Source organism: Pseudomonas sp. GW460-12-10-14-TSB1 (assembly GCF_017349775.1).
GTDB classification, from domain to species: domain Bacteria; phylum Pseudomonadota; class Gammaproteobacteria; order Pseudomonadales; family Pseudomonadaceae; genus Aquipseudomonas; species Aquipseudomonas piscium.
Genome location: NZ_JACNAC010000015.1, coordinates 62459 through 88851, shown reverse-complemented (window position 1 = coordinate 88851; position 26393 = coordinate 62459). Strand labels below are relative to the sequence as shown.

General features: G+C 63.1%; 25 protein-coding genes. 19 read left to right on the top strand and 6 right to left on the bottom strand.

From position 1 onward, the window contains the following. The first annotated feature begins 245 nt into the window (after positions 1-245). Positions 246-3113 carry an ATP-binding protein gene (locus J4D52_RS12240; RefSeq protein ID WP_102676850.1) on the top strand — a complete coding sequence of 956 codons (2868 nt, stop codon included), beginning with the start codon at positions 246-248 and terminating at the stop codon, positions 3111-3113. 496 nt (positions 3114-3609) lie between these two features. Next, on the top strand, positions 3610-4431 hold the full coding sequence (locus tag J4D52_RS12235; protein ID WP_102676849.1) for an alpha/beta hydrolase: 822 nt from the start codon (positions 3610-3612) through the stop codon (positions 4429-4431). 76 nt (positions 4432-4507) lie between these two features. Here the strand turns inward: J4D52_RS12235 and J4D52_RS12230 are convergent, their stop codons facing one another. From J4D52_RS12230 to J4D52_RS12220, 3 genes are all read right to left on the bottom strand, one after another. Continuing rightward, positions 4508-5146 (bottom strand): LysE family translocator, encoded by a 639-nt coding sequence (locus J4D52_RS12230; RefSeq protein ID WP_025804363.1) that lies wholly within the window; start codon positions 5144-5146, stop codon positions 4508-4510. A gap of 1 nt (position 5147) precedes the next feature. Further along, on the bottom strand, positions 5148-5918 hold the full coding sequence (locus tag J4D52_RS12225) for a 2OG-Fe(II) oxygenase (RefSeq protein WP_025804362.1): 771 nt from the start codon (positions 5916-5918) through the stop codon (positions 5148-5150). Between the two features lie 101 nt (positions 5919-6019). Continuing rightward, entirely contained in the window at positions 6020-6646 is a 627-nt protein-coding gene (locus tag J4D52_RS12220) for a serine-tRNA(Ala) deacylase AlaX (RefSeq protein ID WP_025804361.1), read from the bottom strand. Between the two features lie 91 nt (positions 6647-6737). On the opposite strand from J4D52_RS12220, the gene J4D52_RS12215 reads away from it, so the two are divergent. Next, on the top strand, positions 6738-7721 hold the full coding sequence (locus tag J4D52_RS12215; protein ID WP_025804360.1) for a LysR family transcriptional regulator: 984 nt from the start codon (positions 6738-6740) through the stop codon (positions 7719-7721). Between the two features lie 76 nt (positions 7722-7797). On the opposite strand, the gene J4D52_RS12210 is transcribed toward J4D52_RS12215, so the two are convergent. Both J4D52_RS12210 and J4D52_RS12205 read right to left on the bottom strand, forming a co-directional pair. Continuing rightward, entirely contained in the window at positions 7798-8205 is a 408-nt protein-coding gene (locus J4D52_RS12210; protein ID WP_007931642.1) for a PA2817 family protein, read from the bottom strand. 84 nt (positions 8206-8289) lie between these two features. Continuing rightward, positions 8290-10737, bottom strand: a complete 2448-nt coding sequence (locus J4D52_RS12205; protein ID WP_102676848.1) for an acyl-CoA dehydrogenase — start codon at positions 10735-10737, stop codon at positions 8290-8292. A gap of 246 nt (positions 10738-10983) precedes the next feature. On the opposite strand from J4D52_RS12205, the gene J4D52_RS12200 reads away from it, so the two are divergent. From J4D52_RS12200 to J4D52_RS12185, 4 genes are all read left to right on the top strand, one after another. Beyond that, positions 10984-11643 (top strand): transglutaminase family protein, encoded by a 660-nt coding sequence (locus J4D52_RS12200; RefSeq protein WP_102676847.1) that lies wholly within the window; start codon positions 10984-10986, stop codon positions 11641-11643. Positions 11644-11685: 42 nt separating this feature from the next. Then, a complete protein-coding gene (locus J4D52_RS12195; protein ID WP_102676846.1) occupies positions 11686-12309 on the top strand; it encodes a glutathione S-transferase family protein in 624 nt (207 codons plus the stop codon). Between the two features lie 132 nt (positions 12310-12441). Continuing rightward, the gene (locus tag J4D52_RS12190; RefSeq protein WP_102676845.1) at positions 12442-13374 is read left to right on the top strand and encodes an ABC transporter ATP-binding protein; all 933 of its coding nucleotides are present in this window, start codon (positions 12442-12444) and stop codon (positions 13372-13374) included. Then, entirely contained in the window at positions 13371-14150 is a 780-nt protein-coding gene (locus J4D52_RS12185) for an ABC transporter permease (RefSeq protein ID WP_007931651.1), read from the top strand. Before J4D52_RS12190 ends, J4D52_RS12185 begins: the two co-directional genes overlap by 4 nt. Before the next feature lie 48 nt (positions 14151-14198). Here the strand turns inward: J4D52_RS12185 and J4D52_RS12180 are convergent, their stop codons facing one another. Beyond that, the gene (locus J4D52_RS12180; RefSeq protein ID WP_025804355.1) at positions 14199-14714 is read right to left on the bottom strand and encodes a DUF2062 domain-containing protein; all 516 of its coding nucleotides are present in this window, start codon (positions 14712-14714) and stop codon (positions 14199-14201) included. Positions 14715-14861: 147 nt separating this feature from the next. On the opposite strand from J4D52_RS12180, the gene J4D52_RS12175 reads away from it, so the two are divergent. The 12 genes from J4D52_RS12175 (at position 14862) to J4D52_RS12120 (ending at position 26340) form a co-directional block, all read left to right on the top strand. After that, positions 14862-17093 carry a DNA internalization-related competence protein ComEC/Rec2 gene (locus J4D52_RS12175; RefSeq protein ID WP_102676844.1) on the top strand — a complete coding sequence of 744 codons (2232 nt, stop codon included), beginning with the start codon at positions 14862-14864 and terminating at the stop codon, positions 17091-17093. A gap of 102 nt (positions 17094-17195) precedes the next feature. Next, complete coding sequence (locus J4D52_RS12170) at positions 17196-17831, top strand: MotA/TolQ/ExbB proton channel family protein (RefSeq protein WP_025804353.1); 636 nt, start codon at positions 17196-17198, stop codon at positions 17829-17831. Then, positions 17828-18256 (top strand): biopolymer transporter ExbD, encoded by a 429-nt coding sequence (locus tag J4D52_RS12165; RefSeq protein WP_009047818.1) that lies wholly within the window; start codon positions 17828-17830, stop codon positions 18254-18256. Before J4D52_RS12170 ends, J4D52_RS12165 begins: the two co-directional genes overlap by 4 nt. Further along, the gene (lpxK, locus tag J4D52_RS12160; protein WP_102676843.1) at positions 18256-19266 is read left to right on the top strand and encodes a tetraacyldisaccharide 4'-kinase; all 1011 of its coding nucleotides are present in this window, start codon (positions 18256-18258) and stop codon (positions 19264-19266) included. Before J4D52_RS12165 ends, lpxK begins: the two co-directional genes overlap by 1 nt. A 23-nt stretch (positions 19267-19289) precedes the next feature. Continuing rightward, positions 19290-19475, top strand: coding sequence for a Trm112 family protein (locus J4D52_RS12155; RefSeq protein ID WP_007931663.1), 186 nt, complete (start codon positions 19290-19292; stop codon positions 19473-19475). Further along, positions 19472-20236 (top strand): 3-deoxy-manno-octulosonate cytidylyltransferase, encoded by a 765-nt coding sequence (kdsB, locus tag J4D52_RS12150; protein WP_102676842.1) that lies wholly within the window; start codon positions 19472-19474, stop codon positions 20234-20236. The genes J4D52_RS12155 and kdsB overlap by 4 nt, the downstream gene beginning before the upstream one ends. Beyond that, positions 20236-20700: a low molecular weight protein-tyrosine-phosphatase gene (locus J4D52_RS12145; protein ID WP_007931667.1), complete on the top strand. Its 465-nt coding sequence runs from the start codon at positions 20236-20238 to the stop codon at positions 20698-20700. The genes kdsB and J4D52_RS12145 overlap by 1 nt, the downstream gene beginning before the upstream one ends. Then, a complete protein-coding gene (gene murB, locus J4D52_RS12140) occupies positions 20697-21716 on the top strand; it encodes a UDP-N-acetylmuramate dehydrogenase (RefSeq protein ID WP_025804350.1) in 1020 nt (339 codons plus the stop codon). Before J4D52_RS12145 ends, murB begins: the two co-directional genes overlap by 4 nt. Before the next feature lie 253 nt (positions 21717-21969). Next, positions 21970-22440: a (2Fe-2S)-binding protein gene (locus J4D52_RS12135; protein WP_016702177.1), complete on the top strand. Its 471-nt coding sequence runs from the start codon at positions 21970-21972 to the stop codon at positions 22438-22440. Continuing rightward, a complete protein-coding gene (locus tag J4D52_RS12130; protein WP_102676841.1) occupies positions 22437-24755 on the top strand; it encodes a xanthine dehydrogenase family protein molybdopterin-binding subunit in 2319 nt (772 codons plus the stop codon). The genes J4D52_RS12135 and J4D52_RS12130 overlap by 4 nt, the downstream gene beginning before the upstream one ends. Beyond that, positions 24755-25750 (top strand): XdhC family protein, encoded by a 996-nt coding sequence (locus J4D52_RS12125; protein ID WP_102676840.1) that lies wholly within the window; start codon positions 24755-24757, stop codon positions 25748-25750. The genes J4D52_RS12130 and J4D52_RS12125 overlap by 1 nt, the downstream gene beginning before the upstream one ends. Then, on the top strand, positions 25747-26340 hold the full coding sequence (locus J4D52_RS12120; RefSeq protein ID WP_102676839.1) for an NTP transferase domain-containing protein: 594 nt from the start codon (positions 25747-25749) through the stop codon (positions 26338-26340). The genes J4D52_RS12125 and J4D52_RS12120 overlap by 4 nt, the downstream gene beginning before the upstream one ends. Positions 26341-26393: the final 53 nt, after the last annotated feature.

Below are 26393 nucleotides of genomic sequence, written 5' to 3'. Positions count from 1 at the left end.
CGGCCCACTGTTATTCAGCTTTGCCGACCGCGCCAGGGACCAAATAGAAGGACACTCGGGAGAGGCTCTCGCCGCTGATTTCACAACAGCCGGCGCCCGGCTAGAATACCGACGGATCACTCTTGATCCATCCCCTATTGCCACAGACCAAAGCGTCATTCTCCAGAAGAGGGTGACGCTATTGTTCGTGGGGCAACGGCCCGCTTGCGCCGGTTGCCGGGGTTCGATTCACAGGAAGGTATTCCATGATTCCAGCGTGTTGCCGGGCTGTCGTTCTCTGTCTGTTGTTGGCTCCATCGCCGGTGCTGTTCGCACAGGAGCAAGCTATTTCCCTGGTCGGGCGGGTGGCGGTGGCCAGTCGACCCTGGCTGAACGAAGAGGACCGGCAGTGGCTGGCAAGCAGAGGGCCGCTCACAGTGGGCGTGGCGTTGCCCGACTACCCGCCGCTGGGCATGCTCGATGTCAATCGGTTCCAGGGCATTACCGCGGATTATCTGTCCTTGCTGTTCGAGACGCCTCCCGTGGTGCGTCAGTTTCCTTCCCGGCAGGTGGCGTTGACTGCCCTGCGCAATGGTGAGATCGACCTGCTCGGCGGCGGCACCGAAGTGGAGGCCAACGAAAACGGGCTGCGGCTGACCCATGGTTATGAACCTGATCAGCCGGTGCTGGTCACGGCCGAAGGTCGTCCATTCGATCCACAGACACAGGGTACGACACTGGCCGTGGCTGCCGGCTACCTTTCCCAGAAGCAGATTTTGGGCGCCTATCCAAACAGTCGGCTGCTGATCTTCGCTTCGCCGCAGCGCGCGCTCGAGGCGTTGAGCCTCGGGGAGGTCGACGGGGTGATCGATGACGCGATATCAGCCCATTACCTGATCAACATCAATTACCTGTTGAACCTGCATATCGAGAACTTCGCCCCGGTAGAAAGCCATGGGTTCGGCTTCCTCGTGCGGGCTTCCGATGCTCGGCTGCATGCCTTGATCGAGCGGGCCCTGCTGCCGATTCGGGCACGATACGGCGAAAAAATCCTGCGAGGCTGGAGCGCGGGGCGCAACCTGCGCCTGACTCAGCAGCGGGTGACGCTGACGCCTGCCGAGAACCGATGGCTGGCCGCGCACCCGGAAATCCCGGTGACCGTCAATGATTCTCTCGGTGCCTTGGGGCAACTGGACCGCAATGGGCGGGTGCGGGGTATCGGCCCTGACTATCTCGAGTTGATCAGCCAGCGCAGCGGCCTGAAGTTCCGCCTTGTCCATGTGCAGAACTACACCGAGATGAAAGCGCAGATGGGTAATGGCAAGGCCCTCATGACCGCCATCGTTGCGCCCGGCCCGGACGCCGAGGCGGATATGGAGATCCTTCTGCCGTACCTGAGGAGCTCGGTCGTGCTGATGACTCTGCGCGGTCCCCAGCATGACGCTATCCATAGCCTGCAAGACTTGCAGGGCAAACGCCTGGCCAGCGTATCGGGCTATTTCATCAATCAGATCATCCAGCAGGACTATCCGGATATCCGGCTACAGATCTACCCCAACTTCCGGGAGGCCATGCGCAGTGTCGACGATGGGCGCAGCGACGCTTTCGTCGGTGGTGACTACACCGGCCGCTTCCTGTCCGCCCAGGGTTTCAACAACCGTTTGCGGGTGAGCGACATTCTTGACGAGTACTCCCGGCCAGTCAGTCTCGGGGTGCTGAAAGGCCAGGAAGAATTGCGCAGCATCCTGGAGAAGGCTCAGGTCGCCATCGCCCCGGAAGAGGTGGCTGATATCGTCGAACGGTGGGAGCCACGGTTCGCTGCCACCGGCGGCCACTTCTGGCGTGACCATCGCAGCAATATCCTGCGGCTCGGCGGCGTATTCGGCTTGCTGGTCCTGCTGTCGCTGATATGGGGTTTCTACCTGACCCGCCAAGTGCGCAAGACCCGCCAGGCCGAAGGCGAGCTGGCGCTGGCGCGGGAGAAGGCCGAAGCGGCCAACGAGGCCAAGAGCGTCTTTTTGTCCACCATGAGCCATGAGATCCGTACCCCGCTGAACGCCATCATCGGCTTGCAGGAAGTGGTGCAGCAGAAGGCCGAACAGGGCGAGTTGGATCTGCCGTCGCTGGTGGTTGCGCAGGAGGCGGCACAGGGGTTGCTGCTGTTGCTCGGCAATGTGCTCGACCTGAACCGGATCGAGTCCGGGATGATCGACTCGGCGCCCGAAACGGTGCAGCTCAAGGCGCAGATCGAAGCTATCGCGCCGCTGGTGGTCGGCATGGCGCGGCAGAAGCACCTAGTGTTCGAGATGCAGTTCACGGGCGACATGGAGCAATGGGTGCTGATCGATCCGCTGCATTTGAAACAAGTACTGTTCAACCTGCTGAGCAATGCCATCAAGTTCACCGAGCGGGGCAGGGTGACGCTACATGCTTCGGGCAGCCGGGAGGCAGACCATCTGCATCTGGTACTGGAGGTCATCGACAGCGGTATCGGTATTTCGGAGCAGGATCAGGCGAGGTTGTTCCAGCCATTCTCCCAGGTCAGCTCGGCCCAGGCCGGGCAAACCTTTGGCAGCGGGCTGGGGCTGAATATCACCCGGCAACTGGTCGAACTCATGGGCGGCAAGATCGTCCTGAGCAGCGAGCCGGATATAGGTTCCTGCTTCAGCGTGACCCTGCAACTGCCCCTGGCCGAGGCGCCTGCCGAAGCCGCGGTAGAAGTGCCGCAGGCGAGCACGGAGCCGCTTTCGCTGAACATCCTCGTCGCCGAAGACAATGCGTTCAGCCGGCTGACGCTGGAAGAACAATTGCTGGTTCTGGGGCATCGCGTGACGCTGGTCGAGGATGGGCAGGCGGCGTGGGAAGCCTGGCTGGCTGCCGAGTACGATGTGTTGATCACCGACAGTCAGATGCCGCGCCTGGGTGGCTATGACTTGACCCTGCGCATCCGCCAGAAGGAGCGCGAGGAGGGGCGCCGACGCTGCTGGATCCTCGGTGCGACCGCCAGTGCCGAGGATGCGGAAATCCAGCGATGCCTGTCTGCCGGGATGGACGATGTGGTGTTCAAGCCCCTGACGCAGCAGGTGTTGCGACAGGCGCTGGAGAATACCCAACGAGCCCCTGGGCGGGATTGAGCACGACGAACCGCTCACCGGGAAAGCATTCTGACAATCCCATCACGGACGATGGCGGCGCTGGTTGAGCTGGCCCGGCGCCGGCTTTTCGCACGGGTCACCGGGGTGGCCAGAAAAGCGCTACTGGCTGCTTCGGATGGCACGCAGCGCCTCGCTCTACCTGCCTTGAAACCTGCCGCCTAGACATCTCCCCCCGTGCTTCACTTGGATAGGCCGCCGCCCGTTCGCTCAAGATGGCGGGTAAGACAAATCTTGTAAGTTTTAAGATTCGACTGATTTACGTCTGACACGGGCTCCACTCACTCTTTAGCGTATTCGAGCCGCGTTCTGCCCACCTCCCTGCCTACAGATCACGCGTGGCACTCCTCTCACAGAGAGCAGCCGTGGACAGCAAAGCCGATCCCCTGAAGTCACCCTGACCAATGCCGGATAGGTCCGAACGAACCGCAGATCGCTGACCAAACCCCTTCAAATATTCCTTCCATCGGAGATGACAATGACCCTTCTCTATCGCGACATGAATCAAGCCCAACTCGATGCGGCGTACAACAATACGCAAGCGGTACCGGATTTTCCCGGTATCTACGCAGCCTTGCAGGCTCGTAGCGCCAGTTTCTATGCCTCTATGGCCGGTCGCCTCAATCTGCCTTATGGCACGGGGCCTCGGCAGCGTTATGACTGGCTGCCCTGTGGAAAAGCCGATGCCCCGACCTTCATCTTCATCCATGGCGGTTATTGGCAGAATTGCAGCAAGGAAGATTTCGCATTCATCGCCGCTGGGCCCCTGGCGGCGGGGTTCAACGTTGTCCTGGCCGAATACACGCTTGCGCCGCAAGCCTCGATGACCCAGATCGTCAGCGAGATTGGCAGCCTGCTCGGGCATCTCCAGGCCGACGCCGATCAGCTGGGTATTGCAGGGCACAAGGTGGTGTTGAGCGGGCACTCGGCAGGCGGACACCTTGCGCTGCAGTTCCGCTCGCACCCATGGGTGACCGATGTCCTGGCCATCAGCGCGCTGGTCGACCTGGAGCCGATCAGCCTGAGCTGGCTGAACGAGAAGCTGAGTCTCTCGGATGCGGAAATCGATGCGTATAGCCCGCTGCACCATATCGACAAGGGCGCCCATACCTGGGTAGCGGTGGGCGCCGACGAACTGTCGGAACTGGTCCGCCAGTCCGATGAATACGCCAAGCAGGCGTTGGCCCGAGGAGAGTCTGTGCAACTGATTCACGTACCGGGCTGCACGCACTTTTCAGTGCTGGATGAAATGGCAAAACCGCAGGGAGCCTTACTTCAGGTCCTGTCATCCACCCGTTGATCGTGGGTTTGCACTGAGCAAGTCTGGATCGAGTCGCCAGTTGCTGGCGGCTCGATCGGGCAGGGCGTAGGGATGCTTACATCGACAGGATCAGGCGCCCGGCGAACAGAATCAGGATCACCCCCATGGTCCGTTCGAACCAGTGGCCCATGCGCATGAACAGCAAGCGCACCCGCGAGCTGGAAAAGAACAGCGCGACGATCACGAACCACAGCGCATTCACGCAACACATCCACACACCGTAGAGCGCCTGCACCTTGAGCGGTGTGCTGGCGCTGATCACCGTGGTGAAAATCGCCAGGAAGAACAACGTGGCCTTGGGGTTGGTGGCGTTGGTCAGGAAACCAGTCATGAAGGCCTTGGGCAAGGTCTGTCGTTGCGCTTGATCGTTGCCCGCATCGCTGCCTTCGATCGAGGTCTTGGGTTTGCTGCGCAGCAGGCTGATCCCGAGATAAAGAATGTAGGCCCCACCCACCACCTTGGCCACGCTCAGCAGCCATGGCGTGGTGTGCATCAGCGCACCGACCCCCAGCAGGGTGTACAGCACATGCACGGAAATCCCCGCGCCGATGCCGATGGCCGTGCACAGCCCGACCACCCGGCCAAAGCGCACGCTCTGGCGGATGGTCACGGCAAAATCAGGACCAGGAGCCACCACGGCGAGAAAGTGGATGGTGGCCAGGGCCAGGAATTCGCCTAAATAGTTGGAAAGCATTTCAACTCCAGAAGGTCAGGGGGGACGAGCTGCCGCGATAGCCGACAAAAAAGGAAAGGCTCAGGCGCGGGTTGGCCACCCCCGGGGTGACGGCGTGCATGCGCCTTGAATTGAACATGATGAAATCCCCAGGCTCCGGGCGGACTTCCAGGGAGGGTGTGCCGAGCAGGGCGGGATCGATGCCGTAGCTGTCGCCGCGCATCTCGTCGAACTGGTCCGGTGAAATATCGTGATCCCACATCTGCAGGGCGCCGCCCGCGTCGGGCATGTTCAGGTAGAGGTTGCAGGCGAACTGCGCTTCCAGGCTGTGGGCCTGGAAGCTGTCGGGGGCGTCCTTGGCGAAAATGTCGTGATGGGCGAGGAAGCACACGCCGGGTTTCACCACCCGGGACAGGCCGACGTACATCTTGCGCCCGTACAGGTTTTCCAGGTGGGCGCCGGCCGGCCAGGACTCGTCGAGCATGCAGCGCAGGGTGTCGACAGGAGAGGCATAAGGCGCGCAGCGCGAACGCAGTTCGTCGATGTTGGCGGTGGCGCGCTCGAAATAATCCTCGATCAGCAGCGGCTGGTTTTCCGCTTCATAAAACGCCATGCCGATACGTCCGATGCTGGGGGCATTGATATAGCCCTCGAAGCCAGGGGCGAGAATCTTGTCGCCCAGCTGGATCGCCTGGGCGTGTGGCAGGAAGTTCTTGATGCGCAGGGCGAGCACTTGTTCCTGGGCCAGTTTCTGTATGCACGTCTCATCGAGACGCTCGACGTCAAGCATCATCTGCAGATCCCTCTATCCGATAGTCGTCGAACCCGCGCACGCGGGTTTCCCCTGTGTCAGGCGATGTGTCGCGTGATGTGCAAGGCGACATCGCCGATGAATCAGTCCACGTCGTAGTGAACCGAAAGCATTCCTTTCTTTTGCGAGAGGGAGGCGATAGTGACGTTGCCCAGTTCCTTCAGGCGCTTCACGTGGGTACCCCCGCAGCCATAGGCGGGAAGCTCGCCGAAACCGATTTCCCGCGAGCCTTCGCGCAGCGAGACCAGGCGCGGCAAGTCGGCGGCAATCCAGTGATCGATGCCACTCTGCAGGCTGTCGACGTCGAGTTCCTGCGGGCTGTCGCCGGGCTTGAAGGACACGCGGCCCTCGCCAGGCCAGTGATGGGCCTTGACCGGGACCCAGCCGCGGGTTTCGCCGAAATGGCCGATCAGGTGCCCGGCCGAGTGCATGCGGGTATTGAACTGGCGGCGCTGTTCATCGACCTGGACCTGGACCATGCCCGGGTGCACCGGCTGGCTGACGTAATGAACGATCCGCTCGGGTTCCTGGACCACGCGCAGTACCTGGCTCTCGCCAATCCAGCCGGTGTCGCAGGGTTGGCCACCGCCCTGGGGATGAAAAATCGTGGCACGCAGGACCACCGCGAACTCGTTGTCCTGCGGGGTGCATTCGAGCACTTCAACGTTGGCCTTGAGTTCATCATTATGAAAAAAGAGGCGAAGCGTCATATTCCGTGCCCTTATTAAAATGTCTTTTTTAATTATATGGCGCGGCGGAATTGCGTGATAATCCGTTCAAACCTCAAAGGACTGTTGCGCCGTGAGCATAAATCTTCCTCTTCCGCTGCTGGGTGAAATGGCGATTTTCGTCAAGGTCGTCGAGGTCGGCAGTTTCTCCGAAGCCGCCCGCCAGCTGGGCTCTTCACCGTCAGCGGTGAGTCGCAGCATTTCTCGCCTGGAGAAGGCGCTGGCAACCCGCCTGCTGCAACGCACCACACGCAAGTTGCGCTTGAGCGAAGGGGGCGAGGAGGTGTTCAAGCGTTGCAGCGAGATGGTCAGCGCCGCCAAATCGGTGATGGAGATCAGCGGTCAGTTCACCCACGAGGCCGAAGGCCTGGTGCGGGTCAGCGTGCCCAAGGCGGTCGGGCGTTTTGTCGTGCATCCGTACATGCCCGAGTTTCTGCGGCGCTACCCCAAGGTCGATGTCGAGTTGTTATTGGAAGATCGCGACATCGACCTGATCGACGACAACGTGGACCTGGCCATCCGCATCACCGATCGACCGCCGGCGGGGTTGGTCGGCCGCCAGTTGCTGACCATCGACCATATGCTGTGCGCCACGCCGCAGTACCTGGCCGAGCACGGGACGCCGGGCCATCCCCATGATCTGCTCAACCACAGTTGCATTTACCTGGGCGAAACCCCCAGCGACGCGCGCTGGAAGTTCAAGAAGGGCAGCAAGTCGGTGACCGTCGGTGTGCGTGGGCGTTATGCGGCCAATCACACCGGGGTCCGGCTTGGGGCGGTGCTGGAACATATCGGCATCGGCAGTTTGCCGTACTTCACCGCGCGGCATGCCCTGGAGCAGGGCTCGCTGGTGCAGGTACTGCCGGACTGGACGTTTCTCGCCTCCTACCATGGCGGTGCCTGGCTGCTGCATTCGCCGACCCGTTACCTGCCGCCGAAGTTGCGGGTATTCATTGATTACCTGGTGGAGTGCCTGGCCAAGGAACCGACCTTGAGCCGGCAGGGCAAGCAGGAGACCAAAGGCTACGAACAGCCCGAAGGCGATGGCGTAGGCTGAGCCAGCCGCTCATGGGCAGAAAAACAAAAGGCCCGCCGGTTCAACCGTGCGGGCCTTTGTAGTGTCCGGGCCGGACTCAGTGCTTGCTGTCCTGGGCGGAGAGCGCCAGCAGCTGCTTTTCCTGGTTCCAGTCGAACGGCTCATCGTTCTGCTCGGCCTCGTAGCGGCGCTCTTCGAGCGCCTGGTACAGGTCGATTTCTTCATCGGGCATGTAGTGCAGGCAATCCCCGGCGAAGAACCACAGCAGGTCGCGCGGCACCAGATGGGCGACCTGTGGATAACGCTGCATTACCTGGCACAGTAGATCCTGGCCCAGGTACTGGCTTTCGATCGGATCGATCGGCAGCGAGGCGCGCAGTTCGTCGAAGCGTTCCAGGAACAAGGCATGGCTTTCTTCGGGAACCTGCTCGGCTTCACCCACGGCGACCAGGATACTGCGCAAATGGTCGAGCAGGACGAGATGATCGGCGACGACGTTGGACATGACGTGAGTCCTCAACAGCAAAACGGGCGCGGGAGTATATAGCTCCCGCGCCCGGTTTCATAATCCGCCTGACGGTCTTGCGCCTTAGCGGGTTTTCCCTTCGCTCAGGGTCAGCTCTTCCTTGGCGAAGTCATCGACATCGATGACTTTGCGGCGGGCGGCTTCAGCCTCGCGCAGGGTCTGGGCTTCCACCGGTTGCAGCACGCCGGCTTCCAGCGCGGCGTCGATGGCATGTTCGCCGGCGACCGGTTTGACCTGGCCGTTTTTCAGCGCCTCGTGCAGTTTTTTCTGCAGAGGATGGCTGGCGCTCAACAAGTCGAAGGCCTGTTGCAGGGCACCGACTGGGTCCTCTGCCGATTGTGGGCGGTAGCAGCCAGCCAGCAGCTCTTCCAGGGTCGGGTCGCCCTTGGCTCGACCGATGACCGCGGCGACCTCGACGTCCAATTGGTCGGACGGGCCTTTGTGACGGCGGCCGAATGGGAACACCACCACCCGCAGCAGGCAACCCAGCACCCGGTTGGGGAAGTTGTCGAGCAGTTCGTCCAACGCCCGTTCCGACTGGCCGAGGCTTTCTTCCATGGCCCAGGTGAACAACGGCTGCAGATGCTCCGGCGAATCCAGGTCGTGGTAGCGTTTGAGGGCGGCGGAGGCGAGGTACAGGTGGCTGAGCACATCGCCGAGGCGTGCCGACAGGCGTTCGCGACGCTTCAGTTCGCCGCCCAGCAGCATCATGCTCAGGTCGGCCAGCAAGGCGAAGGCTGCGGCCTGACGGTTGAGGGCGCGGAAATAACCCTGGCTGAGCTTGTCCCCCGGCACCTGTTCCAAGTGCCCCAGGCCCAGGTTCAGCACCAGGGTGCTGGCCGCGTTGCTCACGGCAAACCCGATGTGTTTGAGCAGCAGGCTGTCGAATTCGACCAGTGCCTGATCGTGGTCCTCGCGACCGGCCAGGGCCATTTCCTTGAGCACGAACGGATGGCAGCGAATGGCGCCCTGGCCGAAGATCATCAGGTTGCGCGAGAGGATGTTCGCGCCTTCCACGGTGATGAAGATCGGCGCGCCTTGCCAGCTGCGGCCCAGGTAGTTGTTCGGGCCCATGATGATGGCCTTGCCGCCGTGCACGTCCATGGCGTGGCTGATGCACTCGCGGCCGCGTTCGGTCAGGTGGTACTTGAGAATCGCCGACAGCACCGAGGGTTTTTCCCCCAGGTCGACGGCGTTGGCCGTGAGCATGCGCGCACTGTCCATCAGCCAGGCATTGCCGCCGATGCGGGCCAGGGCTTCCTGGATGCCTTCGAAGGCGTTGAGCGGGACGTTGAACTGCTCACGCACCTGGGCATATTGGCCGGTCACCAGGCTGGTGAACTTGGCCGCGCCGGTGCCGACGGCCGGCAGGGAAATGGAGCGGCCGACCGACAGGCAGTTCATCAGCATCATCCAGCCCTTGCCGAGCATTTCCTGGCCGCCGATAAGGAATTCCAGGGGAATGAACACGTCCTTGCCGGAGTTCGGGCCGTTCATGAAGGCGGCGCCGAGCGGCAGGTGGCGGCGGCCGATTTCCACGCCGGGGGTGTCGGTCGGAACCAGCGCCAGGCTGATCCCCAGGTCTTCATCCTCGCCCAGCAAGTGGTCCGGGTCGTAGGCCTTGAAGGCCAGGCCGAGGAGGGTGGCGACCGGGCCCAGGGTGATGTAGCGCTTTTCCCAGTTCAGGCGCAGGCCGATGGTTTCCTCGCCTTGCCATAGGCCTTTGCAAATCACCCCGGTATCGGGCATGGCGCCGGCGTCGGAACCGGCCAGCGGGCCGGTGAGGGCGAAGCAGGGGATATCGTCGCCACGGGCCAGCCGCGGCAGGTAGTGGTTACGCTGTTCGTCGGTGCCGTAATGCAGCAGCAACTCGGCTGGGCCGAGGGAGTTGGGGACCATCACGGTGGATGCCAGGTCGCCGCTGCGGGTCGCCAGTTTCATCGCCACTTGCGAGTGGGCATAGGCGGAGAAGCCCTTGCCGCCGAACTCTTTGGGGATGATCAGGGCAAAGAAGCCGTGTTGCTTGATGTGCTCCCAGGCCGCGGGTGGCAGGTCCATGGACTGGCCGATCTGCCAGTCGCTGACCATGGCGCACAGCTCTTCGGTGGGGCCGTCGATGAAGGCCTGTTCTTCTTCGCTCAGTTGCGCTTTCGGGTAGGCCAGCAGTTTGTCCCAGTCCGGACGGCCGCTGAACAGTTCACCGTCCCACCAGACCGTGCCGGCATCGATGGCATCGCGTTCGGTTTGCGACATCGGCGGCAGGACTTTCTGGAACCAGCTGAACAGTGGGGCGCTGAAATACTTGCGGCGCAGGTCGGGCAGTAGCAAGGGCGCCGCCACCGCCGCCAGCACTACCCAGAAGATCAGCAGCAACCAACCCGGTGTACGGCTGAAGGTGCCCATGGCCAGGAGGTAGACAGCCACCAGGCCCAGGGCGGGCAGGGGCGCGATGCGGCGGTGGGCCAGGTAGGCAATACCGACCAGCAGAACCAGTATCCACAACAACAGCATATTTAATCCTCCGTGAAGCCAGGGGCAAAATCACCCACAGAGCTTAGTCGGCATCCGACAAAAGGGGTGATAGGGCAGTACGCTTGAAGCGGTAAGAAGAAGCGGACGCAACACGTCAGGCATTGGGTCAGCAGCTTGTCGATCTTGTCAGGCTTGAAGCGGCAGCCTCTGATGTTTGGCCGAAACGTCGTTATCGCTGGGATGAGGCCGTCGTTAGACTCGAGACTTCACTCGGAGATCATTCCCATGCACGAGTACTTGAGTCCCAGCCGCTTCATCGATAGTGACCACCCCGCGGTGGTGGAGTTCGCGGAAACTCATCGTGGCCCCAGCAGCGATCCGCTGGAGCAGGCGGTGAGCCTCTATTACGCGGTGCGCGAAGCCGTGCGCTACAACCCCTACACCTTCAGTCGCGACCCCGAGACCCTGCGTGGCAGCCATGCCCTGGCCTCGGGCGAAAGTTACTGCGTGCCCAAGGCCACCCTGCTTGCCGGCTGCGCGCGGCATTGCGGGATCGCCGCGCGGATCGGCCTGGCGGACGTGCGCAATCACCTGTCGACCCCACGTTTGCTGGAATTGCTGCGCAGTGACGTTTTTGCCATGCACGGTTATACCGAGCTGTACCTGCAAGGGCGCTGGGTCAAGGCCACGCCGGCGTTCAACCGGAAACTCTGCGAGATGTACGATGTGGCGCCACTGGAGTTCGATGGCCGCCACGACAGCGTATTCCACCCCTTCAACCGCCAGGGCGAGCAGATGATGGAGTACGTGCTGGACCACGGACAATTCGCCGACGTCCCCGAGACCTTCTTCTTCAAGCACCTGGAAACCTGCTATCCACATCTGTTCGCCGAGCAGATGCCGATGCTGCTGGGCGACATGCAGGGTGATTTGAGTCAGGTCTGATCCGGCGTAGACTGCCTCGGCATTCATCACTGAGGAGCGGTCATGCTGAAGATCTGGGGTCGGAAAAACTCGTCGAATGTCAGGAAAGCATTGTGGTGCGCCGAAGAACTCGGCTTGACCTACGAGGCGGTGGATGCCGGTGGTGCCTTCGGTGTGGTGGATACCCCGGAATATCGGGCGCTGAATCCCAATGGGCGGATTCCGCTGATCGAGGACGACGGCTTTGTGCTGTGGGAATCCAACACCATCGTGCGTTATCTCGCCGCGCGCCATGCCGCCGGCACGGCCTGGTACCCGGACGATGTGCGGGCGCGGGCCTCGGCCGAGAAGTGGATGGACTGGACCACCTCGACCTTTGCCGAACCCTTCCGCCATCTGTTCTGGGGTGTGCTGCGCACGCCGGCGGAGCAGCAGGACTGGGACAAGATCAATGCCGCGCTGAACAACTGCGGCGAACTGCTGGCAGTAGTCGACCAGGCCCTGGCCGAACATCCCTACCTGTCCGGCGACGCAATCGGCATGGGCGATATCCCGCTGGGCAGCTTTATTTATGCCTGGTTCGAAATGCCCATCGAGCGCCCGCAATTGTCTAATCTGCAAGCCTGGTACGCGCGCCTGCAGCAGCGTCCGGCCTATCGCAAGGCGGTGATGACCGCGTTGACTTAATACTGACTATCAATACAGGTGACTGTACTTGTGCGGCGTCGGCAAGCACCATTGGGTGTATCCGGCGCCGTTGCAATGCAGACGATCCGCCCTTACCTATAATGTTCTCCCTTCTTGGTGCGTAAATCCGATATGAGTTCCGCTCTGTCCATCCGGCAGCTAACCAAAACCTACGGCAACGGTTTCCAGGCCCTGAGTGGTATCGATCTGGATGTCGCCGAAGGTGACTTCTTCGCCTTGCTCGGCCCCAACGGCGCCGGCAAATCCACCACCATCGGCATCCTCTCGACCCTGGTGAACAAGACCAGCGGCACGGTGAATGTCTTCGGCCATGACCTGGACCGCGAGCCCGCCGCGCTCAAGCGTTGCATCGGCGTGGTGCCGCAGGAGTTCAACTTCAACCAGTTCGAGAAGACCTTCGACATCGTCGTGACCCAGGCCGGTTACTACGGCATCCCGACCAAGGTCGCCAAGGAGCGGGCCGAGCAGTACCTGACCCAGCTCGGGCTGTGGGACAAGCGCGATGTGCCGTCACGCTCGCTGTCCGGCGGCATGAAGCGCCGGCTGATGATCGCCCGCGCCCTGGTGCACGAGCCGCGCCTGTTGATCCTCGACGAACCAACCGCTGGCGTGGACATCGAGCTGCGTCGTTCGATGTGGACCTTCCTCACCGAACTGAACCAGAAAGGCATCACCATCATCCTCACCACCCATTACCTGGAGGAGGCTGAGCAGCTGTGCCGCAACATCGGCATCATCGACCACGGCACCATCGTCGAGAACACCAGCATGCGCCAGCTGCTCAGCCAGCTGCATGTGGAAACCTTCCTGCTCGACCTGAAGACCGACATGAAGATGGCGCCGCAACTGATCGGCTATCCGAGCAGACTGGTGGACAGCCACACCCTGGAAGTCCAGGTCGACAAGGCTGTAGGCATCACCGCGCTGTTCAGCCAGTTGGCCCAGCAGAACATCGAAGTGCTGAGCCTGCGTAACAAAACCAATCGCCTTGAGGAGTTGTTCGTGTCCCTGGTGGAGAAAAACCTGTCGAAGGTGGCGGTATGAGTTCAGAGCTACGGCCCAACCTTGTCGCACTGAACACCATCGTCTATCGCGAAGTCCGGCGTTTTACCCGGATCTGGCCGCAAACCCTGCTGCCGCCGGCGATCACCATGGTTCTGTACTTCGTGATCTTCGGCAACCTGATCGGCCGGCAGATTGGCGACATGGGCGGTTTCACTTACATGGAGTACATAGTGCCGGGCCTGATCATGATGTCGGTGATCACCAACTCCTACGGCAACGTGGTCTCGAGTTTCTTCGGCAGCAAGTTCCAGCGCTCCATCGAGGAACTGATGGTGTCGCCAGTGTCGCCGCACACCATCCTCATCGGCTACACCCTGGGCGGTGTGCTGCGGGGGCTGGCGGTAGGCGTGATCGTGACGCTGCTGTCGCTGTTTTTCACCCACCTGCAGGTCCACCACCTGGGCATCACCTTGCTGGTAGTGGTCCTGACCGCGACCATCTTTTCGCTGTTGGGCTTTATCAACGCGGTATTTGCACGCAACTTCGACGATATCTCGATCATCCCGACCTTCGTGCTGACTCCGCTGACCTACCTGGGCGGGGTGTTCTACTCCATCACCCTGCTGCCGCCGTTCTGGCAGACGGTGTCGCTGGCCAACCCGGTGCTGCATATGGTCAACGCTTTCCGTTTCGGCATCCTGGGGGTTTCCGACATCCAGATCAGCGTGGCCATTACCTTCATGCTGGTAGCCACCGTGGTCCTGTACTTCGGTTGTGCCCGCCTGCTGGTCAGCGGTCGCGGCATGCGCCAGTAAGCCCGCGCAGAAACAACAACGGCCTCCCTCGGGAGGCCGTTTGCGTTTCTACAGCCGGCTCTGTTTGCGGCGGCGCCATTGCCGGCTGACCCACCAGCGCCAGTACAGCATGGTCAGGCAATAGGCGAGGGCGCCCAGCACCAGGCCGGCCACCACCGAGCCCAGCAGGAAGGGTTGCCAGAGGGTCGAGAGTTCGCCGCTGATCCACTCCCAGGTCAGCTCGTCGGGCAGGGTCCTGGCGGGCACGTTCATCAACCAGGCACCGACCTGATAGGTGCAGAAGAACACCGGCGGCATGGTGATCGGATTGGTCAGCCAGACCAGGCTCACGGCAATTGGCATGTTGCCGCGCACGGAAATGGCCAGCACGGCGGCCAGCAGCATTTGCGCCGGGATCGGCATAAAGGCCGCGAACAGGCCGACCGCCATGGCGCGCGCCACGGAGTGCCGGTTGAGGTGCCAGAGGTTGGGGTCATGCAGCAACGTGCCAAGAAAGCGTAAGGACTTATGTTCCCTGATGCTGGTCGGATCTGGCATGTAACGTTTGAATAGGCGCCGGGGCATAAGGCTTCTCGGTCAGTTCAGGCGGCAAGTATGCCCGGATTCTAAAAGGCGCCCATTCAGACTTTGTGACAAATGATAAAGCTGGCGCCCGGTCCGCTGAGCTAAGCCAGAGAGTGGGAACACTCAAAACTGCTCAAGGACGGGCTTATGCGCACAGGGATGCTGGCGTTGGCGGCGGGGCTGCTGAGCCTGCGCTTTTTGCCGGCGCTGCCAGCGATCGGATGGCTGGCCGTACTGCCGGTGGTGGCCTTGATGCTGCTGCCGTTTCGCACCTATCCATTGGCCTTTTTTCTGCTGGGCCTGGCGTGGGCCTGCATCAGCGCGCAATGGGCGCTGGACGATCGTTTGGCGGAACCGCTCGACGGACAGACCCGATGGCTTGAAGGCCGGGTGGTGGGGCTGCCGCAGCAGGCCGAGGGCCTGGTGCGTTTCGAACTGGAAGGCGGGCGGGCGCGGCGCGGGCGGATCCCCCAACGCTTGCGCCTGGCCTGGTATGGCGGGCCACCGGTCCACAGCGGCGAGCGCTGGCGCCTGGCGGTGAAACTCAAGCGGCCCGTCGGCCTGGTCAATCTGCAAGCCTTCGATCACGAGGCCTGGCTGCTGGCCCAGCGCATCGGCGCCACGGGCACGGTCAAGGATGGGCAGCTGCTGGCCGCGACGCAGGAGAGTTGGCGTGCGCGCATTCGCCAGCGCTTGCTGCAAGTCGATGCCCAGGGGCGCGCTGGTGGCCTGGCGGCCCTGGTACTGGGTGACGGCTCGGGGCTGAGCCGGGAAGACTGGCGTGTCCTGCAAGACACTGGGACCGTGCATCTGATGGTGATTTCCGGGCAGCACATCAGTTTGCTGGCCGCCGTGATGTACGCCCTGGTGGCGGGGCTGGCCCGCTACGGCCTGTGGCCCGGACGTCGGCCCTGGCTACCCTGGGCTTGTGGGTTGGCGTTCGCTTCGGCCCTGGGGTACGGGTTGCTGGCGGGGTTCGATGTGCCGGTGCGTCGTGCCTGCGTGATGGTTGCCCTGGTGCTGATCTGGCGTCTGCGCTTTCGTCACCTGGGCGCCTGGTGGCCGTTCCTGTTGGCGTTGAATGCGGTGCTGTTGTTCGAGCCGCTGGCCAGTCTACAGCCAGGGTTCTGGCTGTCCTTTACCGCGGTGGCGGTGCTGATCCTGATCTTCGGCGGGCGCCTGGGAGGCTGGCGCTGGTGGCAGTCCTGGACCCGTATCCAATGGTTGATCGCCATCGGCCTGTGCCCGGTGCTGCTGGCGCTGGGTTTGCCCATCAGCCTCAGCGGGCCGCTGGCCAATCTGTTGGCGGAACCCTGGATCAGCCTGCTGGTGTTGCCGCCGGCGTTGCTCGGCACCTTGTTCCTGGCGGTGCCTTACCTGGGCGAAGGCTTGCTCTGGCTGGCCGGTGGTTTGCTGGACGTACTGTTCCGCGGTCTGGCGCTGCTGGCTGCCCAATGGCCGGCCTGGATAGCGCCGGCCATACCGCTCTGGGCCTGGAGCATCAGCGCGCTGGGGGCCTTTCTGTTGTTGCTGCCCGCCGGCGTGCCGCTGCGTCCCTTGGGATGGCCGATGTTGCTGTTGATGGTGTTCCCGCCGAAAAACACGTTGCCGTATGGCGAGGCGGAGGTCTGGCAACTGGATGTCGGGCAGGGCTTGGCGGTGCTGGTGCGGACTCGCGAGCACGCGATGCTGTATGACGCCGGCCCGCGTTTTGGCGACTCCGACCTGGGCGCCCGGGTGGTGCTGCCATCGTTGCGCAAGCTGGGCATTGCCCGCCTCGACCTGATGCTGCTCAGCCACGCCGATGCCGATCACGCCGGTGGCGCCGACGCCATCCAGCGCGGCTTGCCGGTGGCCAGGCTGGTCAGCGGCGATCCCGAGGGATTGCCGGCCTATTTGCCGGCAGAGCCTTGCGCCAGCGGCGAGCAGTGGCAATGGGACGGAGTACGTTTTTCCCTGTGGCAATGGGCAGATGCGCAGAACGGCAACCAGAAGTCCTGCGTGATGCAGGTCGAGGCCAAGGGCGAGCGTTTGCTGCTGACGGGGGATATCGATGCCCAGGCGGAACGCGCGCTGTTGAATACTCCGCTGGCCGTCGAAACCCACTGGTTACAGGCGCCGCACCACGGCAGCCGCAGCTCGTCGTCCCCGGCCTTGCTCAAGGCCCTTGCGCCTTCGGCGGTGCTGATCTCCCGGGGACACGGCAATGGCTTCGGGCATCCGCACCCGCAGGTCGTCGAGCGTTATCGCCAGCAAGGGACCGCCATTTACGACAGTGCGGAGCAAGGAGCGCTGCAGTTGATGCTGGGCACATACGCCGAACCGACGAGCCTGCGGGCGCAGCGACGCTTTTGGCGCAAATGGCCACTATCTCCTTAAATAACCGGGAGTTATTAAAGCCAGGAGGCATGCGACATCAGGTTCTTCGGTGCATTCGGCCCCTATGTTAGAGTGGCGCACTTTTTCGAGGGGACTGTCACTGTGTGGGAATTGGTCATATCCGGCGGCTGGATGATGTTGCCGATCATTCTGAGTTCCATTGCCGCGGTCGGCATCATTGCCGAGCGCCTGTGGACCCTGCGGGCCAGCCGTGTTACTCCGCCGCATCTGCTGGGGCAGGTCTGGCGCTGGATCAAGGACAAGCAACTCAATAAGGACAAACTCAAGGAACTGCGCGCCCATTCTCCCCTGGGGGAAATCCTCGCGGCCGGCCTGGCCAACTCCAAGCATGGCCGCGAGGTCATGAAGGAGTGCATCGAAGAGGCGGCTGCCCGGGTCATCCACGAACTGGAGCGCTACCTCAATGCCCTCGGCACTATTGCCGCCATGGCGCCGCTGCTGGGCTTGCTGGGTACGGTGCTGGGCATGATCGATATCTTCAGCTCGTTCATGGGCTCGGGCATGACCACCAACGCCGCGGTGCTGGCCGGTGGTATCTCCAAGGCGCTGATTACCACCGCGTCCGGCCTGATGGTCGGTATCCCGGCGGTGTTCTTCCACCGTTTCCTGCAACGCCGGGTCGATGAACTGGTGGTTGGCATGGAGCAGGAAGCCATCAAGCTGGTCGAAGTGGTGCAGGGCGACCGCGACGTCGATCTGGCCGAGGGCAAAGCGTGAAATTCCGCCGCAAGCCACGGGAAACCATCGATATCAACCTCGCGTCGCTGATCGACGTGGTGTTTATCCTGCTGCTGTTTTTCGTCGTGACCACCACCTTCACCAGGGAAACCCAGTTGCGCGTCGAGTTGCCGGAGGCCGTCAGCGGTTCGCCGGCCGAAGACCAGCAGACCAAGCAGCTGGATATCGCCATCAGCGCCGACGGGGTGTTTTCGGTGAACAACCAAGTGCTGCCCAAGAGTGACCTGGCCAGCCTGATCGAAGCCTTGCAGAAGGAGTCGGCGGGTGACACCAACCTGCCGCTGTCCATCAGCGCCGACGGCAAGACCCAGCACCAGGCTGTCATTACTGCGATGGACGCCGCCGGCAAGCTCGGTTTCAGCCATCTGCGCATGACCACCGTCGAGGCGGCGCCAGCACCCTGATGGCCATGTCTGATCGTCTGCTCGCTGCCTGGTACAACGGCCACCCCGCGCTGAGCCTGCTGCGGCCCCTGGAATGGCTCTACCGACGGGTGGTGGTGCGCAAGCGCGAACGCTTCCTGGCCGGCGAGGGCAATGTTTACCAGCCACCGGTGCCGCTGGTGGTGGTGGGTAATATCACCGTGGGCGGTACTGGCAAGACGCCGTTGATCCTGTGGATGATCGAGCATTGCCAGCGCAGCGGGCTGCGGGTCGGCGTGGTCAGCCGGGGTTATGGCGCCAAGCCACCGCAGTTGCCATGGCGGGTCGCCGCCGAGCAGAGCGCCGATGTCGCCGGCGACGAACCCTTGCTGATCGTCCAGCGCACCGGCGTGCCACTGATGATCGACCCCGACCGCAGCCGCGCCGTGCGGGCCTTGCTGGCCGCCGAGCCGCTGGACCTGATTCTCTCCGACGACGGCATGCAGCATTACCGCATGGCCCGCGACCTCGAACTGGTGTTGATCGATGCCGCGCGTGGGCTGGGTAACCGACGCTGCCTGCCGGCCGGGCCGCTGCGCGAGCCGGTCGAGCGCCTGCAAAGCGTCGACGCGGTGCTCTACAACGGCGCCAGCGACGATAGCGAGGATGGGTTCGCCTTTCGCCTGGCGCCCACCGCCCTGGTCAATCTGCAAAGCGGTGAACGCCGCGGGCTTGAGCACTTCGCGCCGGGGCAGGCACTGCACGCGGTGGCCGGCATCGGCAATCCGCAACGTTTCTTCACTACCCTTGAAACGCTACACTGGCAGCCTGTCCCGCATGCTTTCGCCGACCACGCCGAATACAGCGCGCAGGTGCTGAGTTTCACCCCGTCGCTGCCGCTGGTCATGACCGAAAAGGATGCGGTGAAGTGCCGTGCCTTCGCGGCTCCCGACTGGTGGTACCTGGCGGTGGATGCTGTGCCATCCCCGGCCTTCGTGGCCTGGTTCGATACACAGCTGATGCGTCTGTTGCCCGCTCGTCTTTTGCCTTAAACGCTTCTATCCAGGGAATTCTCATGGACACCAAATTGCTCGATATCCTCGCTTGCCCGATCTGCAAGGGACCGCTGAAGCTCAGCGCCGACAAGACCGAGCTGATCAGCAAGGGCGCCGGCCTGGCCTATCCGATCCGCGATGGCATCCCGGTCATGCTGGAAAGCGAAGCCCGCACCCTCAGCACCGACGAGCGCCTGGATAAATGACCACAGCCTTTACCGTTGTCATTCCAGCCCGATTCGCCTCCACCCGCCTGCCGGGTAAACCGCTGCAGTTGATCGCCGGCAAGCCGATGATCCAGCACGTCTGGGAACAGGCCTGCAAGAGCGGCGCCCAGCGCGTGGTGGTGGCGACCGATGATGTGCGTATCGTCGAGGCCTGCCAGGGTTTCGGCGCCGAAGCGGTGCTGACCCGCGAGGACCACAACTCCGGGACCGATCGCCTGGCGGAAGTCGCCAGCCAGCTGGGCCTGGCCGCGGACGCCATCGTGGTCAACGTCCAGGGCGACGAACCGTTGATCCCGCCAGCGGTGATCGACCAGGTGGCCGCCAACCTGGCCGCCCACGCCGAAGCGAGCATGGCCACCCTGGCCGAGCCGATCAAGGACGTCGAGACCCTGTTCAACCCGAACGTGGTCAAGGTGGTCAGTGACATCAACGGCCTGGCCCTGACCTTCAGCCGCGCCACCTTGCCCTGGGCGCGCGACGCCTTTGCGAAAAACCGCGACCTGCTGCCGGAAGGCGTGCCTTATCGCCGCCATATCGGCATCTATGCCTACCGCGCCGGCTTCCTGCATGACTTCGTCAGCTGGGGCCCGTGCTGGCTGGAAAACACTGAGTCGCTGGAGCAGTTGCGGGCCTTGTGGCACGGCGTGCGTATTCATGTCGCCGATGCCCTGGAAGCGCCGCCTGGCGGTGTCGATACCGCCGAAGACCTTGAGCGCGTTCGTCGCCTGCTGGAGGCCTGATGCGGGTTCTGTTTGTCTGCCTGGGCAATATCTGCCGTTCGCCGACGGCGGAGGGCGTATTGCGCCACAAGTTGCGCGAAGCGGGGCTGGCCGATCGGGTCGAAGTCGCGTCCGCGGGGACCGGCGAATGGCACATCGGCAAGGCGCCGGACAAGCGCAGCCAGCGCGCGGCGCTGTTGCGCGGCTATGACCTGTCGGCCCAGCGCGCCCAGCAGGTCAGCAGCGCGGACTTTGCCCGCTACGACCTGATCCTGGCCATGGACGAAAGCAACCTGCGCAACCTCAAGGCGCTGCAGCCGGCCCAGGGCAAGGCCGAACTGGACCTGTTCCTGCGTCGCTACGAGGCGGCGGTGGACGAGGTGCCGGATCCTTACTACGACGGTGAACAAGGTTTCGAGCAGGTCCTGGACCTGATCGAATACGCCAGCGACCGGCTGGTGATCGAACTGAAGGGGCGGCTATGAGCTTGCATCTGCAGTCCCAGGTTTCCCTCAAACCCTTCAACACTTTCGGCGTCGATGTGCGCGCGCAACTGTTCGCCGAGGCCCACAGCGACGCCGACGTGCGTGAGGCGCTGGCCTATTCGGCGCAGCATCAACTGCCGCTGCTGGTGATTGGCGGCGGCAGCAATCTGCTGCTGACCGCTGATATTCCGGCGTTGGTCTTGCGCATGAGTACTCGGGGCATTCGCCTGCTGAGCGATGATGGCCAGCAAGTGGTGGTCGAGGCCGAAGCCGGCGAGACCTGGCATCCGTTCGTGCAATGGACCCTTGAGCAGGGCTTGTCCGGCCTGGAAAACCTCAGCCTGATTCCGGGGACTGTGGGCGCGGCACCGATGCAGAACATCGGCGCCTATGGGGTCGAGATCAAGGATGTGTTCGCCGGCCTGACCGCGCTGGATCGGCAGAGCGGCGAGCTGCGCGATTTCAGCCTGGAACAATGCCAGTTCGCCTACCGCGATAGCCTGTTCAAGCAAGAGGCTGGCCGCTGGCTGATTCTGCGGGTGCGTTTTGCCCTGGCCCGCAGCGAGCATCTGCACCTGGAATACGGCCCGGTGCGCCAGCGTCTGAGCGAGCAGGGCATCGAGCATCCGACGGCCAGCGATGTCAGTCGCGCCATTTGCAGCATCCGCAGCGAGAAGCTCCCGGACCCGGCCGTGCTGGGCAATGCCGGCAGCTTCTTCAAGAACCCGGTGGTGTCCGCTGCGCTGGCAGCCGAGATCAGGCAGCGGCACGCGGGGCTGGTGGGTTATCCACAGCCGGACGGGCAGGTGAAACTGGCGGCCGGCTGGTTGATCGAGCAGGCGGGCTGGAAAGGTTTTCGTGACGGCGATGCCGGCGTCCATCGCTTGCAGTCGCTGGTGCTGGTCAACCATGGCCATGCCACGGGCTTGCAGCTGTTAAGCCTGGCGCGAAGGATCCAGCAGGATATTGTCGAGCGCTTCCAGGTTCATCTGGAGATGGAGCCCAATCTCTATTGAGTCCGTTCAGTTGAACTAAGCTCAGAACGCACCACCAAAGCCTTGCACGGGTTCACTCCCTGCAAGGTTTTTTTGTTAATTGCGGCTTAACTTAGCCTGCTAACAATGCAAGTATTTGTACCTCCAAAGGCCCGGTGAAGACTCCCCGTCTTCATAAGAGAGCCCATTAGCCTGAGTCGATCTGCTCCCGCAAGTCGTTGTACTCAACGGCAGATTGCTCGACCCCATAAACGGAAAATATGCGGGCGTGCCCATGATTACCCTGAAACTCAACGGTCAAGATCACCAACTGGATGTCACCGAGGACATGCCGCTGCTCTGGGCTATCCGCGACGTGGCGGGCTACAACGGCACCAAGTTCGGTTGCGGCATGGGCCTGTGCGGCGCATGCACCATCCATATCGACGGCTCCCCGGCGCGCAGTTGCATCACGCCGATCGGCTCGGTGGTTGGGCAGAACGTCAGCACCATCGACAACCTGCACAGCGACCCGGTCGGAAAAGTCGTGCAGCAGGCCTGGCTGGACAGTGCAGTAGCCCAGTGCGGCTACTGCCAGGGCGGGCAGATCATGTCGGCCACCGCCTTGCTCAAGGTCAACCCCAACCCCAGTGACGAACAGATCGAAGCCGCCATGGTCGGCAACATCTGCCGTTGCGGCACCTACAACCGGATCAAGACCGCCATCCGCCAGGCATCCACCCACCTGAAGGAGGCCAAGGCATGAGCCAGTTGCCGAATGATTTTGCCTTGAGCAACCTCAGCCGCCGCGGTTTTCTCAAGGGCGTCGGCGCCACCGGTGCACTGGTGCTGGCGGCCAGTTGGGGTTGGCAGGATGCCTTTGCCGAAGAGAAGAAGTTCGGTGCCGACGGCATGCCCAACGGTTGGGTCGACGACCCCAAGGTGTACGTGAGCATCGCCACCGATGGCAGCGTGACCGTGCTCTGCAACCGTTCGGAAATGGGCCAGGGCGTGCGTACCAGCCTGAGCATGGTGGTCGCTGACGAACTGGAGGCCGACTGGGCGCTGGTGAAGGTCAGGCAGGCGCCGGGCGACGAGGCGCTTTTCGGTAACCAGGACACCGACGGCTCGCGCAGCATGCGCCATTGGTACGAGCCGATGCGCCGCTGCGGCGCGGCCACCCGGACCATGCTCGAGCAGGCAGCGGCGGAGCAGTGGAAAGTCCCGCTGGCCGAGTGCCGGGCCCAACTGCATAAAGTGATCCACCAACCGAGCGGTCGCGAACTGGGCTACGGCGCTCTGGCCGCCGCGGCGAGCGCCCTGGCGGTGCCGGCCCGCGACAGTCTGCGCCTGAAGCAACCAAGCGAATTCCGTTACATCGGCAAGGAGGGCACCCGCGCCATCGACGGTGCGGATATCGTCAACGGCCAGGCGGTCTACGGCGCCGATGTGCATTTCGACGGCATGCTCTTCGCCACTGTCGCGCGCCCACGGGTCTATGGCGGCAAGGTCAAATCCTTCGATGGCGGCGCGGCGCTGAAGGTCCCGGGCGTGATCAAGGTGGTGCAGATCGACAGCCGTCCGCTGCCTTCCGAGTTCCAGCCGCTGGGTGGCGTGGCGGTGATCGCCAGCAATACCTGGGCAGCGATCAAGGGCCGCGAGTCGCTGAAGATCGAATGGGACGATGGCGTCAATGCCGGCTACGACTCGATTGCCTACCGCAAGGAGTTGGAAGCCGCGGCGCTCAAGCCGGGCAAAGTGGTACGCAGCACCGGCAATATCGATGAAGCCATGAGCAGCGCCGACAGCAGCCTGGAGGCCTCCTACTACCTGCCGCACCTGGCGCAGGCGCCGATGGAGCCAATGGTCGCCGTGGCGCGCTTCAAGGACGGCCAGTGCGAAGCCTGGGCGCCGAGCCAGGCGCCACAGGTGACCCGCGAACGTATCGCCGAGCGCCTGGGCATTCCCTTCGACAAGGTGACGGTCAATATCACCCTGCTCGGCGGTGGCTTCGGCCGTAAATCCAAGCCCGACTTCGTCCTCGAGGCGGCGATCCTCGCCAAGGAAGTGCCGGGCAAGGCGGTGCGGGTGCAATGGACCCGCGAAGACGACATTCACAACTCCTACTTCCACACCGTGTCGGCGGAATACCTCAAGGCCAGCCTGAACAAGGACGGCATGCCCTCCGGCTGGCTGCACCGCACCGTGGCGCCGAGCATCACTGCGCTGTTCGCCCCGGGCATGAACCATGAGGCCGCCTTCGAACTGGGCATGGGCTTTACCAACCTGGCCTATGCGATTCCCAATGTGCGCCTGGAAAACCCCGAGGCTGCCGCGCATACCCGGGTTGGCTGGTATCGCTCGGTGTCGAACATCCCCCACGGTTTCGCCATTCAGAGCTTTGTCGACGAACTGGCCCACAAGGCGGGGCAGGACCCGTTGAAGTACCAGCTCAAACTGCTGGGGCCGGATCGTCGGATCGACCCCCGGACCTTGAGCGAAGAATGGAACTACGGCGAGTCGCCGGAGCGTTACCCGATCGACACCGCTCGCATGCGCGGCGTGCTGGAGACGGCGGCCAAGGCGGCGGGCTGGGGGCGCAGCCTGCCCAAGGGCCGCGGCCTGGGGCTGGCGGTGCACTACAGCTTCGTCACCTACGTGGCGGCGGTGATCGAGGTCGAGGTCAAGGACGATGGCACCTTGATCGTGCACAAGGCCGATATCGCCGTGGACTGCGGTCCGCAGATCAACCCCGAGCGTATCCGCTCGCAGTTCGAGGGCGCCTGTGTGATGGGCCTGGGCAATGCGGTGGTGGGCGAGATCAGCTTCAAGGACGGCAAGGTCCAGCAGGACAACTTCCATATGTATGAAGTGGCGCGCATGTCCCTGGCGCCGAAGGAAGTCGCCGTGCACTTGGTGACGCCGCCGGGCGATGTGCCGTTGGGCGGTGTCGGTGAGCCGGGCGTGCCGCCGATCGCGCCGGCCCTGTGCAATGCGATCTTTGCCGCCACCGGCAAGCGCATCCGCAACCTGCCAGTGCGTTACCAACTGCAAGGCTGGCAACAAGCGGGCAAGGCCTGATGGACAGCGTCGACCTGAATGTCCTGCGCAGCGTGCTGGAGTGGCGCCGCGCGGGGCAGGGCGTGACCTTGTACAGCGTGGTCCAGACCTGGGGCAGCGCGCCGCGGCCACCGGGTGCGATGCTGGCCTTGCGCGAAGACGGCATGGTGATCGGCTCGGTCTCGGGCGGTTGTATCGAGGACGACCTGATTGCCCGTTTGCACGATGGCCGCCTGCCTCTGGACGGACCGCCGGTGCAGTGGGTGACCTATGGCGTGACCCGCGAGGAGGCCGCGCGTTTTGGCCTGCCTTGCGGCGGCACCCTGCGCCTGACCGAGGAGCGGGTTGGAGATCCGGCCTGGGTCGCCGAACTGCTGGCGCGTTGCGAGGCCCATGAGATCGTTGCCCGGGAGTTGAACCTGAGCAGCGGCGAAGTGCTGCTGAAACCGGCCAGCAAGACTGACCTGCTGAGCTTCGATGACACGACCCTGCGGGCAATCTATGGCCCGCGCTGGCGGCTATTGCTGATCGGCGCCGGGCAATTGTCGCGGTATGTGGCGGAAATGGCGCGGCTGCTGGACTTCGAAGTGCTGATCTGCGATCCGCGCAAGGAGTTCGTCTACGGCTGGGAAGAGCAGCACGGGCGTTTTGTGCCGGGGATGCCGGACGATGCGGTGCTGAGCATCGAGACCGACGAGCGTACCGCCATTGTCGCGCTGACCCATGACCCCAGGCTGGATGACATGGCGCTGTTGACCGCGCTCAATTCTCGGGCGTTTTACGTCGGGGCGCTGGGCTCTCGGGTCAACAGTCAGAAACGTCGGGAGAATCTGGCCCAGTTGGGGCTGGAGCCGCAGGCCATAGAACGCCTGCACGGGCCTATCGGACTGCACATCGGCAGCCATACCCCGGCGGAGATTGCCTTGTCGGTGATGTCGGAGATCGTCGCTATCAAGAACGGCATCGACCTGTGGCAGAAAAAGCCGTCTCAAGTCACTGCGCAGGTGAGTGCTTGAGTCAGTCGCTGTGCGCGGTGGTCCTGGCCGCGGGGCAGGGCAGCCGTTATCGGCAGGTGGCGGGGGCCGAGCAGGACAAGCTGCTGGCCCCATGCCGGGGGCGGGACTCGGTCATCAGGCCGGTAATCGAACAGGTCTTGAAGAACTTGCCCGCGCTGTTGGCTCGCAGGGTGCTGGTAACAACGCCGGATCGCTCTGAAGTGATTGCCCTGGCTGAAGCCTATGGCTGCCAGGTGGTACTTCTGGATTCGCCGGGCATGGGCGACAGCCTCGCGGCCGCCGTCGGAGCCTGCGCCGATGCCAGTGGCTGGCTGGTGGTGCTGGGGGATATGCCCTTTATCCTGCCGTCGAGTATCGAGAGTATGGCGCAGGGGCTGGGCGAGCAGATGATCCGGGTGCCTGTGCATGACGGTGCCTATGGTCATCCGGTGGCTTTTGGCTCGGCCTTTGGGCCGGCGTTGCAGAGTCTGTCGGGGGATCGAGGAGCCAGGCCACTATTTGCCGCGGGGCAGGTTGTCGAGGTAGAGCTGGCGGATGCAGGCGTGTTATGGGATGTGGATGTGCCGCAGGCGTTGGTTTTTACCGGCTGAGATCGCTGTGCTCGTTCTTGCAGCGAACATGATGATCGAAGAATTGCAGGCAT

What these genes read in the sequence shown, in the direction of transcription:
- J4D52_RS12195 (WP_102676846.1), top strand. Translation starts at nt 11,686, where the DNA reads ATGCTGAAGATCTGGGGTCGGAAAAACTCGTCGAATGTCAGGAAAGCA.
- J4D52_RS12210 (WP_007931642.1), bottom strand. Translation starts at nt 8,205, where the DNA reads ATGTCCAACGTCGTCGCCGATCATCTCGTCCTGCTCGACCATTTGCGC.
- J4D52_RS12155 (WP_007931663.1), top strand. Translation starts at nt 19,290, where the DNA reads ATGGACACCAAATTGCTCGATATCCTCGCTTGCCCGATCTGCAAGGGA.
- J4D52_RS12185 (WP_007931651.1), top strand. Translation starts at nt 13,371, where the DNA reads ATGAGTTCAGAGCTACGGCCCAACCTTGTCGCACTGAACACCATCGTC.
- J4D52_RS12130 (WP_102676841.1), top strand. Translation starts at nt 22,437, where the DNA reads ATGAGCCAGTTGCCGAATGATTTTGCCTTGAGCAACCTCAGCCGCCGC.
- J4D52_RS12240 (WP_102676850.1), top strand. Translation starts at nt 246, where the DNA reads ATGATTCCAGCGTGTTGCCGGGCTGTCGTTCTCTGTCTGTTGTTGGCT.
- J4D52_RS12145 (WP_007931667.1), top strand. Translation starts at nt 20,236, where the DNA reads ATGCGGGTTCTGTTTGTCTGCCTGGGCAATATCTGCCGTTCGCCGACG.
- murB (WP_025804350.1), top strand. Translation starts at nt 20,697, where the DNA reads ATGAGCTTGCATCTGCAGTCCCAGGTTTCCCTCAAACCCTTCAACACT.
- lpxK (WP_102676843.1), top strand. Translation starts at nt 18,256, where the DNA reads ATGGCCATGTCTGATCGTCTGCTCGCTGCCTGGTACAACGGCCACCCC.
- J4D52_RS12135 (WP_016702177.1), top strand. Translation starts at nt 21,970, where the DNA reads ATGATTACCCTGAAACTCAACGGTCAAGATCACCAACTGGATGTCACC.
- J4D52_RS12235 (WP_102676849.1), top strand. Translation starts at nt 3,610, where the DNA reads ATGACCCTTCTCTATCGCGACATGAATCAAGCCCAACTCGATGCGGCG.
- J4D52_RS12190 (WP_102676845.1), top strand. Translation starts at nt 12,442, where the DNA reads ATGAGTTCCGCTCTGTCCATCCGGCAGCTAACCAAAACCTACGGCAAC.
- kdsB (WP_102676842.1), top strand. Translation starts at nt 19,472, where the DNA reads ATGACCACAGCCTTTACCGTTGTCATTCCAGCCCGATTCGCCTCCACC.
- J4D52_RS12205 (WP_102676848.1), bottom strand. Translation starts at nt 10,737, where the DNA reads ATGCTGTTGTTGTGGATACTGGTTCTGCTGGTCGGTATTGCCTACCTG.
- J4D52_RS12225 (WP_025804362.1), bottom strand. Translation starts at nt 5,918, where the DNA reads ATGATGCTTGACGTCGAGCGTCTCGATGAGACGTGCATACAGAAACTG.
- J4D52_RS12125 (WP_102676840.1), top strand. Translation starts at nt 24,755, where the DNA reads ATGGACAGCGTCGACCTGAATGTCCTGCGCAGCGTGCTGGAGTGGCGC.
- J4D52_RS12200 (WP_102676847.1), top strand. Translation starts at nt 10,984, where the DNA reads ATGCACGAGTACTTGAGTCCCAGCCGCTTCATCGATAGTGACCACCCC.
- J4D52_RS12230 (WP_025804363.1), bottom strand. Translation starts at nt 5,146, where the DNA reads ATGCTTTCCAACTATTTAGGCGAATTCCTGGCCCTGGCCACCATCCAC.
- J4D52_RS12220 (WP_025804361.1), bottom strand. Translation starts at nt 6,646, where the DNA reads ATGACGCTTCGCCTCTTTTTTCATAATGATGAACTCAAGGCCAACGTT.
- J4D52_RS12175 (WP_102676844.1), top strand. Translation starts at nt 14,862, where the DNA reads ATGCGCACAGGGATGCTGGCGTTGGCGGCGGGGCTGCTGAGCCTGCGC.
- J4D52_RS12180 (WP_025804355.1), bottom strand. Translation starts at nt 14,714, where the DNA reads ATGCCCCGGCGCCTATTCAAACGTTACATGCCAGATCCGACCAGCATC.